Origin of the sequence: Sphingomonas sp. Leaf33 (assembly GCF_001421785.1) — a bacterium.
Lineage (GTDB): Bacteria > Pseudomonadota > Alphaproteobacteria > Sphingomonadales > Sphingomonadaceae > Sphingomonas.
Genome location: NZ_LMLB01000001.1, coordinates 130,750 through 149,895, shown reverse-complemented (window position 1 = coordinate 149,895; position 19,146 = coordinate 130,750). Strand labels below are relative to the sequence as shown.

Sequence of the window (19,146 nt, the reverse complement as noted above, 5' to 3'; positions counted from 1 at the left end):
CCCGCCGCGGCAAAGCCGCGTCGTCGGGCGTCGGCCATGCCGACGCCGGCCGTGCTTGCGCCGGACGCGCGGTCGTGGCCGCGCTGGCGCCGCTCATCTGACGAGCTCAGGAATGCGTTCGAAGATGCTGGTCGTGAAATCGCCCAACAGCCCCAGGATCATCGCGCCGAAGATCACCAGGCTGACCGCGACGACGATCAGCTTCGGCACGAACGACAGCGTCTGTTCGTTGATCGACGTCGCTGCCTGGATCATGCCCAGGATCAGACCGGAGACGAGCGCAGGAATAAGGATCGGGGCCGACGCCAGCGCCAGTACCCACATCGCCTCGCGCGCGACGGTCAGGAAATAATCTGCGTCCATTACCTACGCTCTCCGCCGTTCGCCCTGAGCTTGTCGAAGGGCTGTCCTTCTCCGGCAACTGGTTCGAAATAGAAGGGCAGGGCTTCGACAAGCTCAGCCCGAACGGGTTGGAGGAAGCGCACGATCGCTAACTCACGAAACTGTTGGCGAGGCTGCCCATGGTCAGCGCCCAGCCGTCGACCAGGACGAACAGCAGCAGCTTGAAGGGGAGCGAGATAATCTGCGGGCTGAGCATCATCATGCCGAGCGACATGAGGACGGTCGCGACGACCAGGTCGATGACGATGAAAGGCAGGAAGATCAGGAAGCCGATCTGGAAGGCGGTCTTCAGCTCCGACGTGACGAAGGCGGGCAGCAGGACCGAGAAGGGCACGTCCTTCGGGTTCGCATACGGCCCGCTCTTGGCGATCCCGGCGAACATCGTCACGTCCTTCACCCGTGTCTGCTTCAGCATGAAGGCGTGGAAGCTCTCGCCGCCGCGCTCGATGAGCTGGGTCGAAGTGATCTGGCCGGCGGCATAGGGCTTGATGCCGTTCTCGTTCACCTGGCTGACCACCGGGGCCATGATGAACAGGCTGAGGAACAGCGACAGACCGATGATGACCTGGTTGGGCGGCGAATTCTGGAGGCCCAGTGCCTGGCGCAGGATCGCCAGCACGATGACGATCCGCGTGAAGCTGGTCATCATGAGCAGGATGCCCGGCAGGACGGTCAGCAGCCCCATGATGATGAGGACTTGCAACGACAGGCTGAGCGGGGCCTGGCCGCCGCCCAGCTGGCCGATCGCGCGGTCCATCGCGTCGCCGACACCCGGTGCCGCGGGAGGGATCGGCGCGGCCGGCAGACCTTGCGCAAAGGCGGGGAAGGCGACCAGCAGCGCGGTCATCACCGCGAACACGATCAGCAGGCCGCGGACCATGCGGCCCGAATTGCTGCGCATATCGGGCAGGAAAGCTTGCGCGAGGGTCACTGCACGTCGCTCTTGTCGATCAGGGTGACGCCACCGCGGCCGACCGAGATCAGCAGGCGACGCCCTTCAAAATCGAGCACGGCGAGACGCAGGCCGGGGGAGATCATCATGGTCTCCTTCACCTTCAGCATCCGCTCGCCCTGGTTGCCGGGCATCCGCGCTTCCAGGCGGCGCCACAGGTACAGGCAGCCGATCAGCAGGCCGCAGACCAGCGGCAGCAGCACGACCAGCTTCAGGATATAGGACCACATCATGACGTCAGGGCCTTCGCTTAGCGGGCGCGCTTGTCGGGGCTGACCAGTTCGGTCATCCGCACGCCGAACTTCTCGCCGACGGTCACGACTTCGCCGCGGCCGATGAGGGTGCCGTTGACGAAGACGTCGAGCAGTTCGTTGGCGTGGCGGTCGAGTTCGATGACGCTCGCCTCGCCCAGCGCGAGCAGCTCGCGCAGCGTCAGGCTGGTCGAGCCGATCTCGACGGTCAGCTTGACGTCGACGTCCTGCAGCAGCCGGAAATTCGTCGCTACCGATGCATCGACGGGAAATCCGCCGGTCATGTCGTTCATCGCTCGTCCTCTTCGTAAACATCGTGTGCGTGATCGGCGTCGTCGCCGTCGCGCTCGAACTTGGTGATGCGGATCGCGGCCTTGCCGTTGGACGTGCCGACGATGCCCTGGCCCAGCCGGTCGCGACCGACCATGACCGGGACTTCGGCGCCGAAGCTGACGGGGATGACGTCGCCGACCTTCAGCTCCATCAGCGTCGCCAGCGAAATGACGGGTTCGGCCAGCACCGAGCGGACCGGGAAGCGGACGTTCATCGCCGCGCGGGTCAGGCCGCTGCGCCACTTGGGCTCGACCGACGCGCGGCTCATGACCTTGCCGGTCAGCGTCGGCGCGAACGGCTTCAGTCCGGCGACCGGATAGACGATGTCGATGAAGATCGGCTCGCCGTCGCCCGCGGCGAGACCAAAGCGGGTGACGATCATGGCGTCGTCGCCATCGACGCCCTGCAGCATCGCGGGCGACGCTTCGGGGCTGCCCGGCTGGAAGTCGAGGCGCGCCATCGTGCCCCAGGCGACCGTCAGCGGATCGGCGATCATGCGACCCAGGCGACCGATCATCGCTTCGGCGGCGGGGGTGAATTCACTCGGCAGGATGCGCGGGCGATCGCCGTGGCCGCCAAAGAACAGGTCCAGCGTCTCGAGCACGAACCCGCCGTCGAAGATCGCAAAGGCGCGCGCTTGCGTCGGCGCCATCGCCAGCGGCAGCCAGGCCGTCAGGCCGCCGTCGCGCTCGGCCGAATAGTCGGCGAAGCGCTGGACGACCAGCGGTTCGGCCCAGGTGCGCAGGCCGCGGCGCAGCACCGGCTCGAACACCGTGCGCAGCGCCCGCGCCAGACGCGCGGACAGATGCTGCAACGTATGGAGGTCACCGAACGGATTGAGGTTGGCGACACCGAGCGACGGCGCGTGTTCGGCGCCCCCGCGCCGGTCGGTCCTCGGCCGTTCGCGCCGCTCGATCGTTTCGGTTTCCGTGCCGTTAACCATGCACGCTCACTGAACAACAAAATTGGTAAAGTAGACGTTACCAACGCCGCCGAATCCCTCTTTTTGTTTCAGAACGCGGTTGATCGCCTGGACCAGTTTCTGTTGCAGCGCCTCCTTGCCGGTCGGCGTGAAGACGGCGTCCTCGTCGGTATCGCCCAGCGTCATCAGGATGGCCGATCGCACCGCGATCTCGTGCGTTTTCAGGTTGCCGATGACGCGATCGTCGTACGGCGTCGATACCGCGATGCCGACCTGGATGAAGTGCGTGCTCTCCTTCAGGTTGGAGGTGAATTCCTTTTCCAGCGTGAAGTAGGTCGAGGCATATTTGTCGCCGCCTTCACCCTTCGGCGTCGGCAGGCCTTCATGCGATTCGGCCTTGGCGGCATCCTCGCCCTCGCTGGCGGTACCCTCGCCACCTTCGCCGCCCGACTTTCCCTCTTCGCCGGCGGCATCGGCGCGCTTTTCCTCGGACTTGGGCACCAGCTTGGGCGTGTCGGCGTCCTCCGCCTTCCCGGAATGGCCGCCCCCGCCGATCAGGCCGCTGGAGGCTGCGTAGAGCCCGGCGCCGACGCCGCCGCCGACCAGCGCCAGCAGCGCGACGACGATGGCCAGCAGCTTGACGATGCCACGCTTCTTCTTCGGGCTCGCCGCGTCGGGCGCCTCGGTCTTCTTGTCACTCATGGCCTATGTCCCCTTCGTGGTCAGGCGATTCGCGTGGTGTGGATGGTGGGTTCGACGCCCGCATCGCCATCGTTCGCGGCGGAAGCCGGACGACGCGGCGGCATCGCGGACGGCGGTGCGTCGCGACGGTTCGAATCGGTGAAGCCGGTGTTGCCGCCGGTGCCGCCGTCGACGCCGGCGTGCGACAGCTTCAGCCCGCGCGCCTCCGCCATGTCGACCAGACGCGGGGCGGCTTCGGCCAGGATGGTGCGGGCGGGCGCGGTGTCTGCCGAGATGCGGACCTGATACTGCCCGGCGTCGTCGCGGCGGACGGAGACATCGACGTTGCCGAGCGCGTCGGGCGCCAGCTTCAGCCGCGTCTCGCCGATCGCACCCGATTCGTCGCGCAGCGTCTCGATCCGGTCGATCATCGTGGTCATCCATTCGCCCCGCGACAGGTCGAGCGGGGCCTGGTCGCTCGCGGCGGTCATGGCCTGCACGGCAAGGGGCGCGGTGGTCGCGCCGGCGGGATGTCCGGTGAGCGTCAGCAGCGCGATCGGCAATGCGTCGCCGGATGCGTCTTCGGCTTCGACCATCGCGCGCGGGGTGGCGAACATCGCCTGCGCGAACATCTGGGCGGCAGGCAGCACCTCCGGCGTCGGAGGCGGGGCCGGCGGGAGGGCGACGACGCGCATGTCCGGCGTGCCGACGGGGCGGCGGGTCTCGACGTCGATCGCCGGCTGCTTATCGATCGGTGCAGCGGCTGTCGTAGTCCGTGCGCGGGACGTCGGTGCGACGACCGGTCGATCGGCTGGCGACGCGACGGCGACCGGCTGAATCGTAGCGGCCGGCTGGTCGGGCGTGACGACCACCGGCGCTGCACCGACGGGCGCTGGCGGCGCGGTGACCGGCGCGGTGATTGGCGCGGTGACCGGCGCGGTAACCGGCGCGAGCGGCGCAGTGATCGGCGGGAGCGGTGCGGCGACGGATGACAGCACCGGCGCCGGCGACGACAGTGCGCCTTTCAGCGCGGCGGGAAGCACAGGCGTCGGCGTGTCGTTCGCGACAGCCGCGACCGGAGCAGCCTCTACCGCTTCACCGGGCAGCTGCGCGGGCTCAGGGGCTTGCAGGCAGTCGGTCGCGGCCGGCGCGGCGATAGCGGCGGCCTTGACCGGGGCAACCGGCACGGTGTCGCTGGGTGCCGCAGGGATCGGGCGATGCTGCGCGAACAGCATCGTCGGCGGCGCCAGTGTCGCGCCGGGCAGCGCGGCGAGATCGGGCGTCGCGACCGCACGAACGTCCGGCATGTCCGCCGCGGGTCGTGTCTGCTGCTGCACGCGAGGGGGCGGCGCTCCTTCCGAAGCCACCGGAGGCATAACGATCGGATGTGCCGGCAGCGCCACCGCTTCGGTCACGCGGGGGTAGGACGTGAACTTGTCGGCGGTCTCCGCAAGTGCCGGAACGGTGACGCCGGTGCGCGAAGCGGTCGCTTCGTGGTCGGCGGCGTCGGGCGACACGGTTGGGCTGGTCGCTTGCGCGGGCGCGGCAATGGGTTCGGCCGGGATCGGCGCGGGCGCAGGCGTCACCAGCGGTGCAGGCGTCTCCAGCGGCGCGGTCGGTATCGGGGTCGGCGTGATCGTCAGTGGCGTCAGCGGCGGCACGACCACGCTTGCGAGGGCAGGGGGCGGCGCGGCGAGGATGATTGCGGGCGCGCTTTCCGCGTCCGATCCATCGGAAACGGACGCGCGTTCGGCCGTGTCGTCGGACGAAGTCGGAACCTCGGCCTCGGCAACGTCCGTGGCGTCTGCGAAGGGCTGAAGCGCAATCGGCGCCGGCTGAGGCGCGACGGCGATCCCGGGCTTCTCGACCGCGATCGGCACAGTCTTCGGGACCGGGGCGGTCGGCGTCAGCGGGATCGCAGCGCGGACCACCACGTCCGCGACGATCGCCGCCGGAGTGGCCGGATCGGCATAGGAAACGACAGGCACCGCCCCCGTCGGGCGGTAGTCCGGGCTCGCCACGGGCGCGGCGACGCTCAGCAGGCCGTCGGGTAGCGCGGGGCGCTCCGGCTCGACCGCGCAGTCGAGCGCGGGTGCGGGCACCACGACCGCGAGCGGCTGATCGACGACCTTGGTCAATGCAGTGGAGATGATCGGCACGATATTGCCGGGGGCGGCAAGGTCCTGCCGGATCGGCGCCGCGCCGGCCGCCGCGGTCGGGATCGGCGCGGTCGCCGCCTCGGTCGGCGGCAGGACCGACAGTTCGGCGAGCGCCATCGCGAAATCGCCGGTCGTCGCCATCGGCGAGCCACCGCCGCGGGCGGGGCTCAGCAGGGACGAAAGCGATAGCGTGGTCGGTTGCAGCATTGCGGAAGCGTTCCTGTGGCGAGACGTCGCCCAACGCTCAGCAAGAAGTGTGCCGGTTCCGTTTGAAGTGCGGCGCATCTTCCATCGCGCGCAGGTCCTTGAGCGCGACCTGCGCCTCGGCGCGGACGATCAGCTTCTCGATCGCCGACTGGTCGCGGCGGGCTTCGCGCGTGGCGTCGCGCGCGCGTTCGACGCCAGCTTCGGCCATGGCGCGACGGGTCTCGGCAGCGACCGCCGAGGCGTGGAGGCGGTCGCGGTAATAGGCTGCGGCCGCCAAGTCTGCGGCGAACCCGCCGTCGTTTTCGCGCGGTGCGACATTCTCGGCCAGCCGCTGGATTCGCGCCGCCAGCTGCGCTTCGCTGTCGAGCTTGGCGTTGGCGGCGGCTTCGCCCGCGCGCGTCAGGTTGAGCTGCAACGTGCGGACGCGCAGCAGGCGGTTCAGCTTCTGCGCGTGCTTGTCAGCCATCGCCGAAGACGCCGGTCAGCTCGGTCACGGCCTCGTCCAGCGAAACGACCGCGTCATAGTCCTGCCGGACGAAGTCCATGACCGCGGGGTGATAGGCGATGGCCGCATCGATGGCGGGGTCCGCGCCGGCGCGGTACGCGCCCATCAGCACGAGGTCGCGGTTCTCTTCATATGTTGCAAGATGACGGCGCAGCACGCGTGCAGCATATTGGTGCGATTTCGACGTGATGTCGGTCATCACGCGGCTGACCGAAGGCCCGACGTCGATCGCGGGATAGACGCCGCGTTCGGCGAGGGCCCGGTTCAGCACGATATGCCCGTCGAGGATCGATCGCGCCGAATCGACCACCGGATCATTGCCGTCGTCGCCGTCGGCCAGCACGGTGTATATGGCCGTGATCGACCCGCCCGAAATCGCGCAGGTGCCCGCGCGCTCGATCAGGTTGGGCAGCATCGCGATGGCCGAGGGCGGATAGCCGCGGGCCGACGCCGGCTCGCCCAGCGCCAGGCCGATCTCGCGCCCGGCGTGCGCGACGCGCGTCAGCGAATCCATGATGAGCAGCACGCGCTTGCCCTCCGCGCGAAAACTTTCGGCGATGGCGGTGGCGCGCAGCGCGCCGCGGATGCGCAGCACCGGCGAATGGTTGGCCGGCACCGCGACGACGACCGATCGCGCGCGGGCCTCGCCGTGGATCTTGGTTTCCAGGAAGTCGGCGACTTCGCGACTGCGCTCGCCGATCAGCCCGACGACGACGACGTCGGCTTTGGCGGCGCGGACCATCATGCCGAGCAGTACCGACTTGCCGACGCCCGATCCGGCCATGATGCCGACGCGCTGGCCCTGCCCGATCGTCAGCAGGCCGTTGATCGCGCGGACGCCGACGTCCATCGGTTCGAGGACACGGCCGCGGTCGAGCGGGGACTGGAGCTTGCCCGCCAGCGGCCAGCGCTTGGCGCCGCGGATCGGACCCTTGCCGTCGATCGGCTTGCCCGACCCGTCGACGACGCGGCCGAGCAATGCCGCACCGACCTCCGCCTCACCCGGGGGGCCGATCGGCCGCACGGGCGCATTGGGCAGGAGGGCGGCGGGGCCGCCGAGGTTCATGAGAATCGTGCGACCGGAGCGGAAGCCGATCACTTCGGCCTCGACCATCCCGTGGTCGCCGCCGCCGATCGTGCAGATCGTCCCCACCGGCAGTGACAGGCCGATCGCTTCCATCAGCAGGCCGTCGTAGGACGACAGGCGCCCCGCAATCGCCGGACGCGGCGCAAAGTCGCTCGCGCCCAGGTCGGCGAGGTAGCGGTCGGCAAAGTCGTTCAGCATGTCGGCGGTGCGATCCGGTCGATGGAGCTTGTCAGCTGTTCCAGCCAGCGGTCGGGGCCATCCTCGACGACGGTCGACGCGCTTTCGAGCACGAAGCTGCCGCGCAGGACGTTCGGGTCGCCGACCGGGAACAGCGACGGGGGCAGGCGGCCCTCGACCAGCGCGACATCGGCCGGGTTCAGGCGCAGCAGCGCGCTCTCGGCCGAATCGGCGAGCGCGTCGGCGGCGGATGCGATCCGGCCCGCGAGCAACTCGCCCGACACGCCGACATCGCCGACCAGGCGCGAGACCAGCAGCAGCACGGTCTGGCGCAACTGGCGCGCGAGTCGGTCGCGATCGAAGGCGACGCCCTGCGCAAGCGCGATGCCTAGCGCCTCGACCAGCGCACGGTCGCGCCCGGCGTCGGCGGCGGCCTGCGCCAGGCCGGCGGCGAAGCCCTCGGCATGGGCCGCATCGCGCGTGGCGACGACGTCCATGAAGCTGCCATCGGCCGACGCTGCGTCGGGGTGGCTGGGGTCCCAGCCTTCGTTCTGGCGGTTATCGGGGTCGAACGGCGTGAAGTGGCGCGGGCCGCCTTCACCCTGCGGCGAGAAGCTGCGCGGGCGCGGCGCGGCGGGCTTGCCGCTCAGGTCGCGCGGCTCGAACCCGCCCGGCACCGCGAAGGCGGCGCTGAGCGCGGCAGCGGCCGCATCGTGGCGGCTGACGAACCCGGCGTGGAAATCAGACATAGTCGTCGTCGCCGCCGCCCATCATGATCGATCCGTCCTTGGCGAGGCCGCGGGCGATGGCGATGACCGCCTTCTGCGCGTCGAGCACTTCGCTCAGGCGCATCGGCCCGCGCGATTCCATCTCGTCGCGGATGCCGTCGGCCGCGCGGCTCGACATGCAGCCGAGGAAGCGGTTGCGGATCGGTTCCTCGACGCCCTTCAGCGCGCGCACCAGCGTATCGGTGTCGATGTTGCGGATGAGCGTGCCGAGACTTTTGTCGTCCAGGTCGAGCAGATTGTCGAAGACGAACATCGCCTCCTCGATCGCGCGCGCCACGTCCTTGTCGATCTTGTGCAGCTTGGGCATCACGCGCGCTTCCGTCGCCTTGCGCGCCGACTGCATGATCTTGGCCGCTTCCTTGGTCCCGCCCAGTTGCAGTGCGGCCGAGCTGCCGCCGGTTCGGCCGGCGCGGTTCGACAGCATGGAATTCAGCGTCTCGACCGCCTCGGGCGTGATCGGCCCCAGCTTGGCGACACGGTGCAGGATCTCGGGCTGGACGTGCTCGGGCAGGATCTCCAACACCTTGGCCGCGACCGACGAATCGAGATTGGCCAGGATGATCGCCGCGACCTGCGGGTGTTCGGTCTCGATCATCGTGGCGATCTCGGTCGCGTCCAGCCAGTCGAGCAGGTCGACCTGGCACGCCGCCTCGGTCGGGGTGATGCGCGCCAGCACGCTGTCGGCCTTGTCGGGCCCCAGCGCCTTGGTCATCATGCCTTCGATCTTCGGGCGCGGGTCGAACCCGATCGCGGTCCGCTGGCGGGCATGGCCGACGAAATCGTCGAGCACGTCCTCGACTTCCGCCTCGCTCACGTCGGCGACGTTGAACATCGCCTTGCCCAGCTGGCGGACTTCTTCCGGGTCCAGCTTCTGCAGGATCGCGGCGGCTTCGTCGTCGCCGACCAGCATCATCAGCACCGCAGCGCGTTCGACGCCGGTATAGGTCCGCCCGCCCCCCTGGATCTGGGTCACTGCGCCTCTCCGGTCTTGATCATGTCGCGGACGGCGAGGGCCGCGCGGGTCGGGTTTTCACGCGTGAAGCCGCGGACCAGCCCGACGCGCTCGTCATAGTTGCGCGCGTTGTCCAGCATCTCGATCGACACGCCGGGTTCCTGCGCCGCGCCCGCGGCCGCCGTCGCACGCCCCTGCGTCGCCGGATCGGCATCGGGATTGGCGAAGGCGAGCTTGGCCGGATCGCCGCCGGCGTCGTCACGCTTCTTCATCAGCGCCTTGGCGATCGGACGGACGCCCAGCAGCAGCACGAGCAGCGCGATGACGAGCGCGGTCGCGTTGCGCAGCACCATCGGCACCCATTCGGCCTGGTACCAGGCGGGGGCTTCGACGGCCTCGGTCGCGGCGCCGTTGAACTTCTTCGAGATGACGTTGACCTGGTCCTGGCGCTGCGGGTTGTAGCCGACCGCCGCCTGCACCAGGCCGGTGATCTGCTGGACTTCCATCGCGGTGCGGCGGCCCTTGTCGGGGTCGCGCAGCAGCACGGCGACCGACAGGCGGCGGATGCTGCCCGGCGCGTTGCGCGTCACCGACACTTCGCGGCCGAGGTCGTAGTTGCGGGTGAAGCTGTCGGACTGCTTCATCGGATCGGCCGGGGCACCGCCGGGGGCGGCGCCGTTGGGCGGCGGCTGGGTGCCGCCGTTGGCCGGGGTCGTGAGCGTGGAGGCGGCGGGCGCCTGGTTGCTGAGCGCACCCGGGATGCCGCCCGGCGCACCGGCGTTCGGCTGGTTGCCGGTCCAGCTGCCCTGTTCGGCCCGCAGCGCGCCCTGCTTCTCATAGCTTTCGCGCGTCGCCTGGGTTTCGTCGAAATTGATGTCGGCCTGGACCTCGGCGGTGAAGTTGCCCGCGCCGACCAGGGGGGTGAGCAGCTGCGCCACCTGCGCCTTCACCTTTTCCTCGACCTGGCGCTGGATCGCGATGCGCCGGTCGTCCTCGCCCGAACCGTCGCCGCCGCCCGAATTGCTGAGCAGCGTGCCCATCTGGTCGACGATGGTCACCGAATCGGGCTTCATTCCCGGCACCGATGCGGCGACCAGGTTGACGATCGATCGGGTCTGCGCGTCGCTCAGCACGCGGCCGGGTTGCAGCTTCAGCACGACCGACGCGGTGGGCGCGGCCTGGTCGCGCACGAAGACGGTCGATTCGGGCGTGGCGAGGTGGACGCGCGCTTCCGCGACCACGTCGATCTCCTGGATAGAACGCGCGATCTCGGTCTCGCGCGCCTGCTTGACGCGCTCGCCTTCGACCGCGCGGCTGACGCCCATCGGCAGCTGGTCGAGCAGCGCATAGCCGCCCGGTGCCGCCTTCGGCAGGTCCTGGCCCGCCAGCAGCATCCGCGCCTTGTGATAATCATCCTCGCCGACGGTGATGTTGCCCGATCCGTCGACGGCGTTCGGAATGCTGGCGGTGTCGAGCGCCTGGACGACCGCCGACTTGTCGGCATCGCCAAGGCCGCCGAACAGCACCTTCTGCGGCGGCGTGCGCAGCGTAGCCCAGGCGAGCGCGGCGGCGGCGATCAGGCCGATCAGCAGGATGAGCGGCAGGCTGCGCTTGACCGCGGGCTGGCCCATGAAACCGGCAACCTGCTTCAGCGGGTTGGCGAAGCGGGGTTCGGTCGGCACGGCGCCGGGCGAGGGGATGATCTGCGTGGCCATGGATTACACCGGCATGCTCATGATGTCCTTGTAAGCCGACAGCAGCTTGTTCCGGACCTGAAGGGTGGCTTCGAAGCCGACGGACGCCTGCTGACGCGCGAGCATCACTTTCGCGATGTCGATCGTCTCGCCGCGTTCATATTGCGCGCTCAGCTCGCTCGCCTGCGTCTGCGCCTTGTTCACGCTCTTCAGCGCGTCGCCCAGCGTATCGGCAAAGCTCGACGGCTTGGCCGCCTGTGCGGTGTCGGTGACGGCGGACGGGTTGCCGCTGTCGGCGGCACGCGCCAGCGCCTGGTTGCGCTCCAGGATCTGGCTCCTGAGGGCCATCACCCGGTCGATGCCCATGGCACCCCCGACGGGACCGATGCTCACAGTGCGGCACTCCGGCTATGCGGGGCGGCGATTTCCTCGCCCTGCTCGCGCGCCTTGGCCAGGCGATAGCGCAACGTACGCTCCGAAATGCCGAGACGCCTGGCGGTTTCGATCCGACTGCCGCCGCACGCCGCCATCGTCTCGCGGATCGCGGCGAATTCGCTCATCTGGACGACCTTGCCCAAGGTCTTCTGGTCGGCCGTCTGGGGCTCGTCGTCGTTGCTGACGGTCTGCAGCGTCATCATCGGCGCGGCCGGGGTCGGCCGGTCGAAGATGATGTCATGGAGCTCGATGCGGTCGCCGCGGCACAGCAGTATCGCGCGCTGGATGACGTTCTCCAGCTCGCGGACGTTGCCGGGCCAGTCGTGCGCGACCAGCACGTCGAGCGCCTCGGGCGCGATCCACGGCAGCTCGACGCGGTCGGCGCCGTGGCGGACGATCATCGCCGCGGCGAGCGCGGGGATGTCGTCGCGACGCTCGGCGAGCGCGCGGGTGGAGAGCGGGAAGACCGACAGGCGGTAGTAGAGATCGGCGCGGAAGCGGCCGGCGGCGACCTCGGCCTGAAGGTCGCGGTTGGCGCAGGCGATGACGCGGACGTCGATCTTTTCGGGCGTCGTCGCGCCGATCGGTACGACCTCGCGCTCCTGAAGCGCCCGCAGCAGCTTGGCCTGGAGGCCGACCGGCATCTCGGCGATCTCGTCGAGCAGCAATGTGCCGCCGTTCGCGGCACGGAAGAAGCCGTCGCCGCCCGACGACGCGCCGGTGAAGCTGCCCTTCACATGGCCGAACAGCATCGCTTCCAGCATCGATTCGGGAAGTGCCGCGCAGTTGATCGCGATGAACGGACCATTGGCGCGGGGGCTGCCGGTATGGATCGCGCGGGCCAGCACTTCCTTGCCGGTGCCGGTGGGGCCGTTGATGAGCACGGTGATGTCGCTGGCGGCGATCCGCTCGGCCAGCGTGTAGAGCGCCAAGCTCTCGGGATCGGCGGCGACGGGGGCGTGCGGGCGCAGCATCGCGGCGGCGAAACCGGCACCGATCGCAGCATCCTGCGGCGCAAAGGTCAGGCGGGCGGGGTTGCCGTCACGGAACGGCACCGCACGGGGCGCGCCTTCGGCCATCACCAGCGTGCGACTGGCGATCGGCGGAGTCTCGCCATCGGCGATCAAGAACAGGTCGCCCGGCGTCGGCCGTCCGGTCTCGAACGACCCGATCGCAAAGCCCTGCGCCCGCATGCCGGAGACCAGCGCGTACTTCTGTCGCAGCACCGCGGCCGATGGAAAGAGTGAGACCATGACGTGAAGATTCCCCTGAACACGACGGGGAATGCGGCATGAATGGTTAACGGCCGGTAAAATCCTGCGGCTTGCCGGCAAGATTTTGCCCCTGTGGTTCCCGCGCACACCCCCACGGGTCGCGCCCCTGTGTCGTTTTCCCTGCGCGTAGAGCCTTTGACGGGCCGAAATGCCCCTGCCGGCAGCGAGGAACCGAGGGGACGAAAATTCTTCCTAAAGCCCGGCGGACAGCGGCCGTTATCACCTTCGACGGCTCGAACTTCCGCAGCAAGGGGGGGTGGCGGGATCGTCTGCTGAAAAGGAGATTCGATATGACTGTCATCGGTACCAACATCGGTTCGCTTCGCGCCGCCAATGCATCGACCAAGGCGAGCGCCGCGCTCGGCCAGGCCATGGAGCGCCTGTCGACCGGCAAACGCATCAACTCAGCCAAGGACGACGCCGCCGGCATGGCGATCGCCAACTCGATGACCTCGCAGATCAAGGGCATGAGCCAGGCCGTCCGCAACTCGAACGACGGCATCAGCCTGGCACAGACCACCGAAGGCGCGCTCGACGAAGTCACCAACATGCTGCAGCGTGTCCGCGAACTGGCCGTGCAGTCGGCATCGGGCACCTATTCGACCGACGACCGCGCCAACCTGGACGTCGAAGTCCAGCAGCTCGCCGGCCAGATCGACAGCGTGCTGAAGAACTCCAACTTCAACGGCGTGAAGATGATCGACTACGGTGCATCCTCGGGTGCGGCGGACGTGAAGATCCAGGTCGGCTCGTCCTCGACCGATCTGCTGACGCTGTCGAAGGTGACCATCACCGCCGCGAACGTCACGGCGTCGACCGCACTCAACGTGACCGACGCCACCAAGGCGGGCACGACGATGGACAACGTCGACAAGGCGATGAAGGAAGTGAACACCGCCCGCGCAACGCTGGGTGCCGGCCAGAGCCGCCTGCAGTCGGTCGTCAACAACCTGACCAACACCACCACCAACCTGAGCGACGCCCGCAGCCGCATCGAGGACACCGATTATTCGGTCGAGACGGCGGCGCTGGCGAAGGCGCAGATCCTGAGCCAAGCGTCGACCGCGATGCTGAGCCAGGCGAACCAGAGCCAGCAGTCGGTCCTGTCGCTGCTGCGCTAAGCAGGTCCCGTCCTAGCGGGGGTGGCGTCACCCCCCTGACAGGCGCCACTCCCGCTTATGGGAACAGAACCCCGGTGGTTTCGGCCACCGGGGTTTTCGCGCGTTTTGCGCCCCGGCGGTCGCGCGTCTATCGTCGGCCGAACGAGGAGACCTGACGATGCGCAGCATGATAGCAGTCGTGCTGACCGCGAGCCTGACCGCCTGTGGTGCCGCGCCGGTCGAACGCACCGCGCCTCCACCCCCGCCGGCGACCCCGACCCCGACCCCGACCGCTACGCAGCCCGCCGCCACACAGCCCGTCGTCGCGGTCGATGAAGAGGGATTGCGGCTGGTCGATCGGCTGAGCGGCCGCACCCGGCCGATCCCCTTCGGTACATCGCGCAGCGACACGCTGGCGGCACTCGCCCGGCGCGGTAGCCCCGATGTCGGCACCAATGCCGAATGTGGCGCCGGACCGCTTGGCTTTGCCCGCTACCGCGACGGGCTGATGCTGCAATTCCAGGACGATCGCTTTGCCGGCTGGTCGGTCGATCGCACCGCGCGTGGCACCGTCACGACCATGGCCGGGATCGGTCCGGGATCGACGCGGGCGGCGCTGAAGAGCGCCTATGCGATCACGCTGCCAGACAGCACGCTCGGCACCGAATTCGCGGCCGGCGCCATGGGCGGCCTGCTCGACGGACCAGGACCGCAGGCGCGCATCACCGACCTGTGGGCGGGCGTCACCTGCCTGTTCCGGTGACGCCGCATGCGCGTCAGAAGGTGCCGGGGACTTCGCGCTGGACGGTCGACGGGCGATCCGGGGTCAGCAGTTCCGACTGGCTGAGTCCCAGCGACTGGCGGCTCGACGACGCAGTCGCGGTCGCTGCGGTGATCGAGGTGCAGCTGCGCCCGCCCAGGAAATTGAGCGCCGCCGCGACCGACGCCTCGCGCGGGTCGCCCAGCGGATAGAAGATGTCGTCGCTGGCCGAACAGGTGCGCGGGACCACGGTCGCCAGCCCGTCGAAATAGGCGGCCGACCGGTCGCGGTTCTGCGTCGCGAACGCGATGACGCGCAGGCGGTCGTCGCATGCCGACCGGTCGAGCGCGATCTGACCGACCGGCTTGCCATAGGTGTTGGTGCCGACCAGCGCGATGTTGCTGCCGAGGTACGGAATGAACGCGTTGATGACCAGTTCGCTGGCCGACGCGGTGCCGCCGGTGCCGATGAAGGCGATCTTGGTCGGCGCGATCGACTGGGGCTGGGGCGCGAAATAGGCGGTCGAGTTGTTCGATGCCTTTTCGGGGCGGAACGTCGTGTAGCTGAACACGTCGCTGGTCGAGCGGCTGGCGCCGAGCAGGTTGCCGAACGTCTCCGCGACCGACACCAGCCCGCCGCCGTTGTAGCGCAGGTCGACGATGACTTCGGTGACCCCCGCCGCCTTCAACGCGGCGAAGGCGGTGCGCAGGCCGTCGTTGGCGGTCGAGATGAACGTCCGCAGGTTGACATAGCCGACCTTCTTCCCGCCGTCGGTGAGGATCTTGTAGCCATAGCGGCTGGACACCGGGGTCAGCGCGAAGTCGGTCTTGGTCACCGTCACGTCGCTGGTCGTCGTGGCGCCGGCCGTGCGGATACGCAGCAGACGCGCCGTCCCGGCGGTATTGGGGCCGAGCGCGTCGTTGAGCCCGGCCGATCCTTGCGCGGCAAGGATATCGGTGACGGTGCGCAGGTTGGCCGTGGACGTACCGATGGCGACGATTTCGGTCCCGCGATCGATCCCGGCGGTCAGCGCGGGGGCGCCTTCATACGCTTCGGTCACGTACAGACGCCGCGACGCGGAATCGAGCGCCAGCCGGACGCCGAAGCCCGCCGTCTCGCCCGAGGCGTAATAGGCGTTCTCTTCCGCGATCGAGGTGACATAGGTGAAATAACGGTCGCGCCGCTGGCTGCGCGCGGTAGCGGTCAGATAGTCGAGATAGGTGTCGACGCTGGCATAGGGCGTCGGGTCCTGATTCGACGGCAGCGTTTCCGGGAACAGATACCATTCGCGCATCTGCGCCGCGACCCAGTCCTGGCGCTCGCGCAGCGAACAGCCGGCGGTCGCGGTCGGCGTCGGGCTGCTGGTTCCGGTCGGGGTGGGTGTCGGCGCCGGTGCCGAGGTGAACGGCCCGGACACGCTGCCGGTCCCGCTGCCACCCCCGTCGCCGCACGCGCTGAGCATCGCCAGGATGGAGGCCGCCGCCCCGATACGCCTGAAACTCATGGAATTTCCTCCCCAGGATCAGACGCTTACCGGAACGCCTGATCCATGTCAGGCAGAGATTGAACCATGTTGATCGATCGCCGGCAAGGCCCAATCGATCGTGCCGCGGCCGTGCGCGGCCAGGAACGCGTTGGCTTTCGAGAAAGGTGCCGATCCGAAGAACCCGGTGCGCGCCGACAGCGGCGAGGGGTGCGCGCTCTGCAGCACGCAGTGGCGGCTCGCATCGACGAGCGTGGCCTTCGTTCGCGCGTGCGCGCCCCACAGCAGGAAGACGACCGGCTGCGGCCCGGCATCGACCACGCGGATGACGGCGTCGGTCAGCCGCTCCCACCCGCGACCTGCGTGCGACGCCGGACTGGCGGCGCGCACCGTCAGCGTCGTGTTGAGCAGCAGCACGCCCTGGTCGGCCCAGTGCGCCAGATACCCATGCGACGCAGGCGGGATGCCGAGGTCGCCGTGCAGTTCCTTGTAGATGTTGCGCAGGCTGGGCCGCACACGCACGCCGGGGCGGACCGAAAAGGACAGGCCGTGCGCCTGGCCGGCGCCGTGGTACGGGTCCTGGCCGAGGATGACGACGCGCACGTCCTCCGGCGCCGTCCGCGCCAAAGCGGCGAACCAGTCCTCGACCGCTGGAAAGACGGGCGTGTCCGCGGCCAGCTCCGCCGCCAGGAAGCCTTGCAGCTCGGCGATGTAGGGCTGGTCGAGCTCGGCGCGCAGGGCGCTGTGCCAGCGCGGCGGAAGAGTGAGGTCGATCATATGCCAGCGGTTGCTAGGCGATCGCGCCGCGGCGTGGCAACAGGGCCGCGACCATGCACATGACCCATGACAGCGCCGCACCTGCGGCTCCGCCGATCGCCTTCGAGCAGTTCCTGGCGGTCGACATCCGCGTCGGCACCATCGTCGAGGCGCTTCCCTTTCCCCAGGCGCGCAAGCCCGCCTATCGGCTGACGATCGATTTCGGGCCCGCCATCGGCCGCAAGACATCCTCGGCCCAGATCACCGAGCATTACGCGCTGGACGAGCTGGTCGGGCGGCAGGTGGCGGCGGTGGTGAATTTCCCGCCCCGCCAGATCGGTCCGGTGATGAGCGAAGTGCTGACGCTCGGCTTCCCCGATGCCGAGGGCCGGGTGGTGCTGGTCGGCCCCGGCACGACCGTGCCCGATGGCGGGCGGCTGTTCTGACGGCACGAACGCCTGCGTCGTCGGTTGATCGCCCGGACAGGGGGACTGCGATGATCCATGCCGACGAGACTGCGGGCGCCGCCGCCCGGTCGCCGTTCGCGGTGCCGGCGGGCGGCTGGCTGGCCGTGCTCAAGCGGACCTGGACGCGGACCGGCGACAATAACGTCTCGCTGTTCGCCGCCGGTGTCGCCTTCTACGCCTTTGCCGCGATCGTACCGCTGCTGGCGTCAGTGGTGCTGAGCTACGGCCTGTTCGCCGGGACCGAAACGGTCCAGCGCAACGTCACCGCCATCTTTGCCATGCTGCCGCAAGAGGCCGCGTCGGTCGTCACCGACCAGCTGCTGACCGTCGTCGAATCGTCGAAGGGCAAGCAAGGGCTGGGGCTGGCAATCGCAATCGTCATCGCGCTGTACGGCGCGACCAAGGGCGCATCGGCGATCGTCGCCGGGCTGAACGTCGCCAACGACGTGCGCGAGACGCGCGGGCTGGTCCGGCTGAACCTGCTCTACGTCGGCGTCGTGCTGGGCGGCGTGGCGCTGGTCTTCCTCGCGATGCTGGCGATCGCGCTGGTCGGTTTTCTCGAAGGGCTGATCCCGGGTGCGCCCCGGATCGTCCTGATCCTGGTGCGCCCGGCGGGCTATATCCTGCTCGCGACGCTGGTCATGACCGCAGCGGCGCTGCTGTTCCATGTTGGGCCGGCGCGCGATCGGCCGCGGTTCGTGTGGCTGTCGCCCGGATCGGTCGGCGCGACCGCACTGTGGCTGGCGGGCACGTCGGCGTTCGGGCTCTACGCCGCCAATTTCGGCAATTACGGCGCGACCTATGGCTCGCTGTCGGCGGTCATCGTGCTGCTGACCTGGCTGTGGCTCAGCGCCTATGTCTTCCTGCTGGGCGCCGAACTGAACGCCGTGCTGGAGCAGCCGGTGCCCCGCGAAACGGCTGCGGCCCCGCCCGCGCGCGAATCGCGGCCGATGCGCGTCGCCGATATCGCGGTGCTGGCGCTCGCCGCGGTCATCGCGGTCAGGCGGCGACCGCGGCGATGAAATAGTCGAGCGCGGTGTTGTCGCTGAGGTGAAAGCCCGCCGCCGGCGAAAACGACAGGCCGCGGGTGTCGACGACCCGCAATCCCGCGCGTGTCAGCAACGCGCCCAGGTCCTCGGGCGTCAGGAATTTTTCCCAGTCGTGCGTGCCCTTCGGGATGGCTCCCACCCCTTCGGCGAGCGTGATCATCGCCAGCTTCGACAGCGGCGTGCGGTTGGGCGTCGACAGCAGCAGCAGCCCGCCCGGCGCCAGGTTGCCGGCAAGCGCGGTGACGAAGGCGGCGGGATCGGGGACATGCTCGATCACTTCGAAGCTGACGACCAGGTCGAACGTCTCGCCCGCGACCGCTTCGGTGGTGCCGGTGCGATAGTCGATCGTCAGCCCGACCGCCGATGCGTGCGCGCGTGCCGCGCCGATATTCTCGGGCGCGGCATCGACCGCGGTCACCGTGGCGCCCAGCCGGGCGAGCGGTTCGCTCAGCAACCCGGCGCCGCAGCCCATGTCGAGTGCGCGTTTGCCGCTGAGCGGCGTGAAGCTGGCACTGTCGCCGTCCCAATGCGCGTCCACCCGCTCGCGCAGATAGGCGAGCCGCGGCGGATTCAGTCGGTGGAGCATCGCCGACGAACCCTTCGGGTTCCACCAGTCGGCGGCCAGCTTGCCGAAATGCGCGGCTTCGCGCGGGTCGATCGTCACGGTCGTCACGGTCGTTACGGTTGCATCGGTCATGTCCCCCTCCTATCA

21 protein-coding genes are annotated in these 19,146 nt (G+C 69.1%); 4 read left to right on the top strand and 17 right to left on the bottom strand.

What is annotated here, in order from left to right; genetic code table 11:
* Positions 1 to 93 precede the first annotated feature (93 nt).
* From fliQ to ASE86_RS00685, 14 genes are all read right to left on the bottom strand, one after another.
* A complete protein-coding gene (fliQ, locus tag ASE86_RS00750) occupies positions 94 to 363 on the bottom strand; it encodes a flagellar biosynthesis protein FliQ (protein WP_056421626.1) in 270 nt (89 codons plus the stop codon).
* A gap of 127 nt (positions 364 to 490) precedes the next feature.
* Positions 491 to 1,282, bottom strand: coding sequence for a flagellar type III secretion system pore protein FliP (gene fliP, locus ASE86_RS00745; RefSeq protein WP_082441809.1), 792 nt, complete (start codon positions 1,280 to 1,282; stop codon positions 491 to 493).
* Between the two features lie 47 nt (positions 1,283 to 1,329).
* Positions 1,330 to 1,587 carry a flagellar biosynthetic protein FliO gene (locus ASE86_RS00740; protein WP_056421624.1) on the bottom strand — a complete coding sequence of 86 codons (258 nt, stop codon included), beginning with the start codon at positions 1,585 to 1,587 and terminating at the stop codon, positions 1,330 to 1,332.
* Positions 1,588 to 1,604: 17 nt separating this feature from the next.
* Complete coding sequence (gene fliN, locus ASE86_RS00735) at positions 1,605 to 1,898, bottom strand: flagellar motor switch protein FliN (RefSeq protein WP_056421623.1); 294 nt, start codon at positions 1,896 to 1,898, stop codon at positions 1,605 to 1,607.
* The gene (locus ASE86_RS00730; RefSeq protein ID WP_056421622.1) at positions 1,895 to 2,881 is read right to left on the bottom strand and encodes a flagellar motor switch protein FliM; all 987 of its coding nucleotides are present in this window, start codon (positions 2,879 to 2,881) and stop codon (positions 1,895 to 1,897) included. The genes fliN and ASE86_RS00730 overlap by 4 nt, the downstream gene beginning before the upstream one ends.
* Positions 2,882 to 2,887: 6 nt before the next feature.
* The gene (gene fliL, locus ASE86_RS00725; RefSeq protein ID WP_056421621.1) at positions 2,888 to 3,562 is read right to left on the bottom strand and encodes a flagellar basal body-associated protein FliL; all 675 of its coding nucleotides are present in this window, start codon (positions 3,560 to 3,562) and stop codon (positions 2,888 to 2,890) included.
* Between the two features lie 20 nt (positions 3,563 to 3,582).
* Positions 3,583 to 5,907: a flagellar hook-length control protein FliK gene (locus ASE86_RS00720; RefSeq protein WP_056421620.1), complete on the bottom strand. Its 2,325-nt coding sequence runs from the start codon at positions 5,905 to 5,907 to the stop codon at positions 3,583 to 3,585.
* A gap of 37 nt (positions 5,908 to 5,944) precedes the next feature.
* On the bottom strand, positions 5,945 to 6,373 hold the full coding sequence (locus ASE86_RS00715; protein WP_056421619.1) for a hypothetical protein: 429 nt from the start codon (positions 6,371 to 6,373) through the stop codon (positions 5,945 to 5,947).
* Entirely contained in the window at positions 6,366 to 7,697 is a 1,332-nt protein-coding gene (locus tag ASE86_RS00710; RefSeq protein ID WP_056421618.1) for a FliI/YscN family ATPase, read from the bottom strand. Before ASE86_RS00710 ends, ASE86_RS00715 begins: the two co-directional genes overlap by 8 nt.
* Complete coding sequence (locus tag ASE86_RS00705) at positions 7,691 to 8,425, bottom strand: hypothetical protein (protein WP_056421617.1); 735 nt, start codon at positions 8,423 to 8,425, stop codon at positions 7,691 to 7,693. The genes ASE86_RS00710 and ASE86_RS00705 overlap by 7 nt, the downstream gene beginning before the upstream one ends.
* Positions 8,418 to 9,437 carry a flagellar motor switch protein FliG gene (fliG, locus tag ASE86_RS00700; RefSeq protein WP_268795298.1) on the bottom strand — a complete coding sequence of 340 codons (1,020 nt, stop codon included), beginning with the start codon at positions 9,435 to 9,437 and terminating at the stop codon, positions 8,418 to 8,420. Before fliG ends, ASE86_RS00705 begins: the two co-directional genes overlap by 8 nt.
* Positions 9,434 to 11,131, bottom strand: a complete 1,698-nt coding sequence (gene fliF / locus ASE86_RS00695) for a flagellar basal-body MS-ring/collar protein FliF (protein WP_056421616.1) — start codon at positions 11,129 to 11,131, stop codon at positions 9,434 to 9,436. The genes fliG and fliF overlap by 4 nt, the downstream gene beginning before the upstream one ends.
* Positions 11,132 to 11,134: 3 nt before the next feature.
* Positions 11,135 to 11,476 carry a flagellar hook-basal body complex protein FliE gene (fliE, locus tag ASE86_RS00690; RefSeq protein WP_056426354.1) on the bottom strand — a complete coding sequence of 114 codons (342 nt, stop codon included), beginning with the start codon at positions 11,474 to 11,476 and terminating at the stop codon, positions 11,135 to 11,137.
* Between the two features lie 23 nt (positions 11,477 to 11,499).
* The gene (locus ASE86_RS00685) at positions 11,500 to 12,798 is read right to left on the bottom strand and encodes a sigma-54 interaction domain-containing protein (RefSeq protein ID WP_056421615.1); all 1,299 of its coding nucleotides are present in this window, start codon (positions 12,796 to 12,798) and stop codon (positions 11,500 to 11,502) included.
* Between the two features lie 311 nt (positions 12,799 to 13,109).
* On the opposite strand from ASE86_RS00685, the gene ASE86_RS00680 reads away from it, so the two are divergent.
* Together ASE86_RS00680 and ASE86_RS00675 are read left to right on the top strand one after the other, a co-directional pair.
* Entirely contained in the window at positions 13,110 to 13,940 is an 831-nt protein-coding gene (locus tag ASE86_RS00680) for a flagellin (RefSeq protein ID WP_056421614.1), read from the top strand.
* Between the two features lie 157 nt (positions 13,941 to 14,097).
* The gene (locus tag ASE86_RS00675; RefSeq protein ID WP_056421613.1) at positions 14,098 to 14,682 is read left to right on the top strand and encodes a hypothetical protein; all 585 of its coding nucleotides are present in this window, start codon (positions 14,098 to 14,100) and stop codon (positions 14,680 to 14,682) included.
* A gap of 13 nt (positions 14,683 to 14,695) precedes the next feature.
* Here the strand turns inward: ASE86_RS00675 and ASE86_RS00670 are convergent, their stop codons facing one another.
* Both ASE86_RS00670 and ung read right to left on the bottom strand, forming a co-directional pair.
* Positions 14,696 to 16,183: a S41 family peptidase gene (locus tag ASE86_RS00670; protein ID WP_082441573.1), complete on the bottom strand. Its 1,488-nt coding sequence runs from the start codon at positions 16,181 to 16,183 to the stop codon at positions 14,696 to 14,698.
* Between the two features lie 48 nt (positions 16,184 to 16,231).
* Positions 16,232 to 16,939, bottom strand: coding sequence for a uracil-DNA glycosylase (gene ung, locus ASE86_RS00665; protein ID WP_056421612.1), 708 nt, complete (start codon positions 16,937 to 16,939; stop codon positions 16,232 to 16,234).
* A gap of 53 nt (positions 16,940 to 16,992) precedes the next feature.
* Here ung and ASE86_RS00660 point away from each other — a divergent pair, with 53 nt between their 5' ends.
* Both ASE86_RS00660 and ASE86_RS00655 read left to right on the top strand, forming a co-directional pair.
* Positions 16,993 to 17,364, top strand: coding sequence for a tRNA-binding protein (locus ASE86_RS00660; RefSeq protein WP_056421611.1), 372 nt, complete (start codon positions 16,993 to 16,995; stop codon positions 17,362 to 17,364).
* A gap of 50 nt (positions 17,365 to 17,414) precedes the next feature.
* Entirely contained in the window at positions 17,415 to 18,407 is a 993-nt protein-coding gene (locus ASE86_RS00655) for a YihY/virulence factor BrkB family protein (protein ID WP_056421610.1), read from the top strand.
* Here ASE86_RS00655 and ubiG read toward each other — a convergent pair.
* Complete coding sequence (gene ubiG, locus ASE86_RS00650) at positions 18,385 to 19,131, bottom strand: bifunctional 2-polyprenyl-6-hydroxyphenol methylase/3-demethylubiquinol 3-O-methyltransferase UbiG (protein WP_056421609.1); 747 nt, start codon at positions 19,129 to 19,131, stop codon at positions 18,385 to 18,387. The two genes, ASE86_RS00655 and ubiG, sit on opposite strands and share 23 nt — an antisense overlap.
* Positions 19,132 to 19,146 lie beyond the last annotated feature (15 nt).

Coding starts and splice junctions, on each gene's coding strand:
- fliQ (WP_056421626.1), bottom strand. CDS start 363: ATGGACGCAGATTATTTCCTGACCGTCGCGCGCGAGGCGATGTGGGTA.
- fliP (WP_082441809.1), bottom strand. CDS start 1,282: ATGGTCCGCGGCCTGCTGATCGTGTTCGCGGTGATGACCGCGCTGCTG.
- ASE86_RS00740 (WP_056421624.1), bottom strand. CDS start 1,587: ATGATGTGGTCCTATATCCTGAAGCTGGTCGTGCTGCTGCCGCTGGTC.
- fliN (WP_056421623.1), bottom strand. CDS start 1,898: ATGAACGACATGACCGGCGGATTTCCCGTCGATGCATCGGTAGCGACG.
- ASE86_RS00730 (WP_056421622.1), bottom strand. CDS start 2,881: ATGGTTAACGGCACGGAAACCGAAACGATCGAGCGGCGCGAACGGCCG.
- fliL (WP_056421621.1), bottom strand. CDS start 3,562: ATGAGTGACAAGAAGACCGAGGCGCCCGACGCGGCGAGCCCGAAGAAG.
- ASE86_RS00720 (WP_056421620.1), bottom strand. CDS start 5,907: ATGCTGCAACCGACCACGCTATCGCTTTCGTCCCTGCTGAGCCCCGCC.
- ASE86_RS00715 (WP_056421619.1), bottom strand. CDS start 6,373: ATGGCTGACAAGCACGCGCAGAAGCTGAACCGCCTGCTGCGCGTCCGC.
- ASE86_RS00710 (WP_056421618.1), bottom strand. CDS start 7,697: ATGCTGAACGACTTTGCCGACCGCTACCTCGCCGACCTGGGCGCGAGC.
- ASE86_RS00705 (WP_056421617.1), bottom strand. CDS start 8,425: ATGTCTGATTTCCACGCCGGGTTCGTCAGCCGCCACGATGCGGCCGCT.
- fliF (WP_056421616.1), bottom strand. CDS start 11,131: ATGGCCACGCAGATCATCCCCTCGCCCGGCGCCGTGCCGACCGAACCC.
- fliE (WP_056426354.1), bottom strand. CDS start 11,476: ATGGGCATCGACCGGGTGATGGCCCTCAGGAGCCAGATCCTGGAGCGC.
- ASE86_RS00685 (WP_056421615.1), bottom strand. CDS start 12,798: ATGGTCTCACTCTTTCCATCGGCCGCGGTGCTGCGACAGAAGTACGCG.
- ASE86_RS00680 (WP_056421614.1), top strand. CDS start 13,110: ATGACTGTCATCGGTACCAACATCGGTTCGCTTCGCGCCGCCAATGCA.
- ASE86_RS00675 (WP_056421613.1), top strand. CDS start 14,098: ATGCGCAGCATGATAGCAGTCGTGCTGACCGCGAGCCTGACCGCCTGT.
- ASE86_RS00670 (WP_082441573.1), bottom strand. CDS start 16,183: ATGAGTTTCAGGCGTATCGGGGCGGCGGCCTCCATCCTGGCGATGCTC.
- ung (WP_056421612.1), bottom strand. CDS start 16,939: ATGATCGACCTCACTCTTCCGCCGCGCTGGCACAGCGCCCTGCGCGCC.
- ASE86_RS00660 (WP_056421611.1), top strand. CDS start 16,993: ATGCACATGACCCATGACAGCGCCGCACCTGCGGCTCCGCCGATCGCC.
- ASE86_RS00655 (WP_056421610.1), top strand. CDS start 17,415: ATGATCCATGCCGACGAGACTGCGGGCGCCGCCGCCCGGTCGCCGTTC.
- ubiG (WP_056421609.1), bottom strand. CDS start 19,131: ATGACCGATGCAACCGTAACGACCGTGACGACCGTGACGATCGACCCG.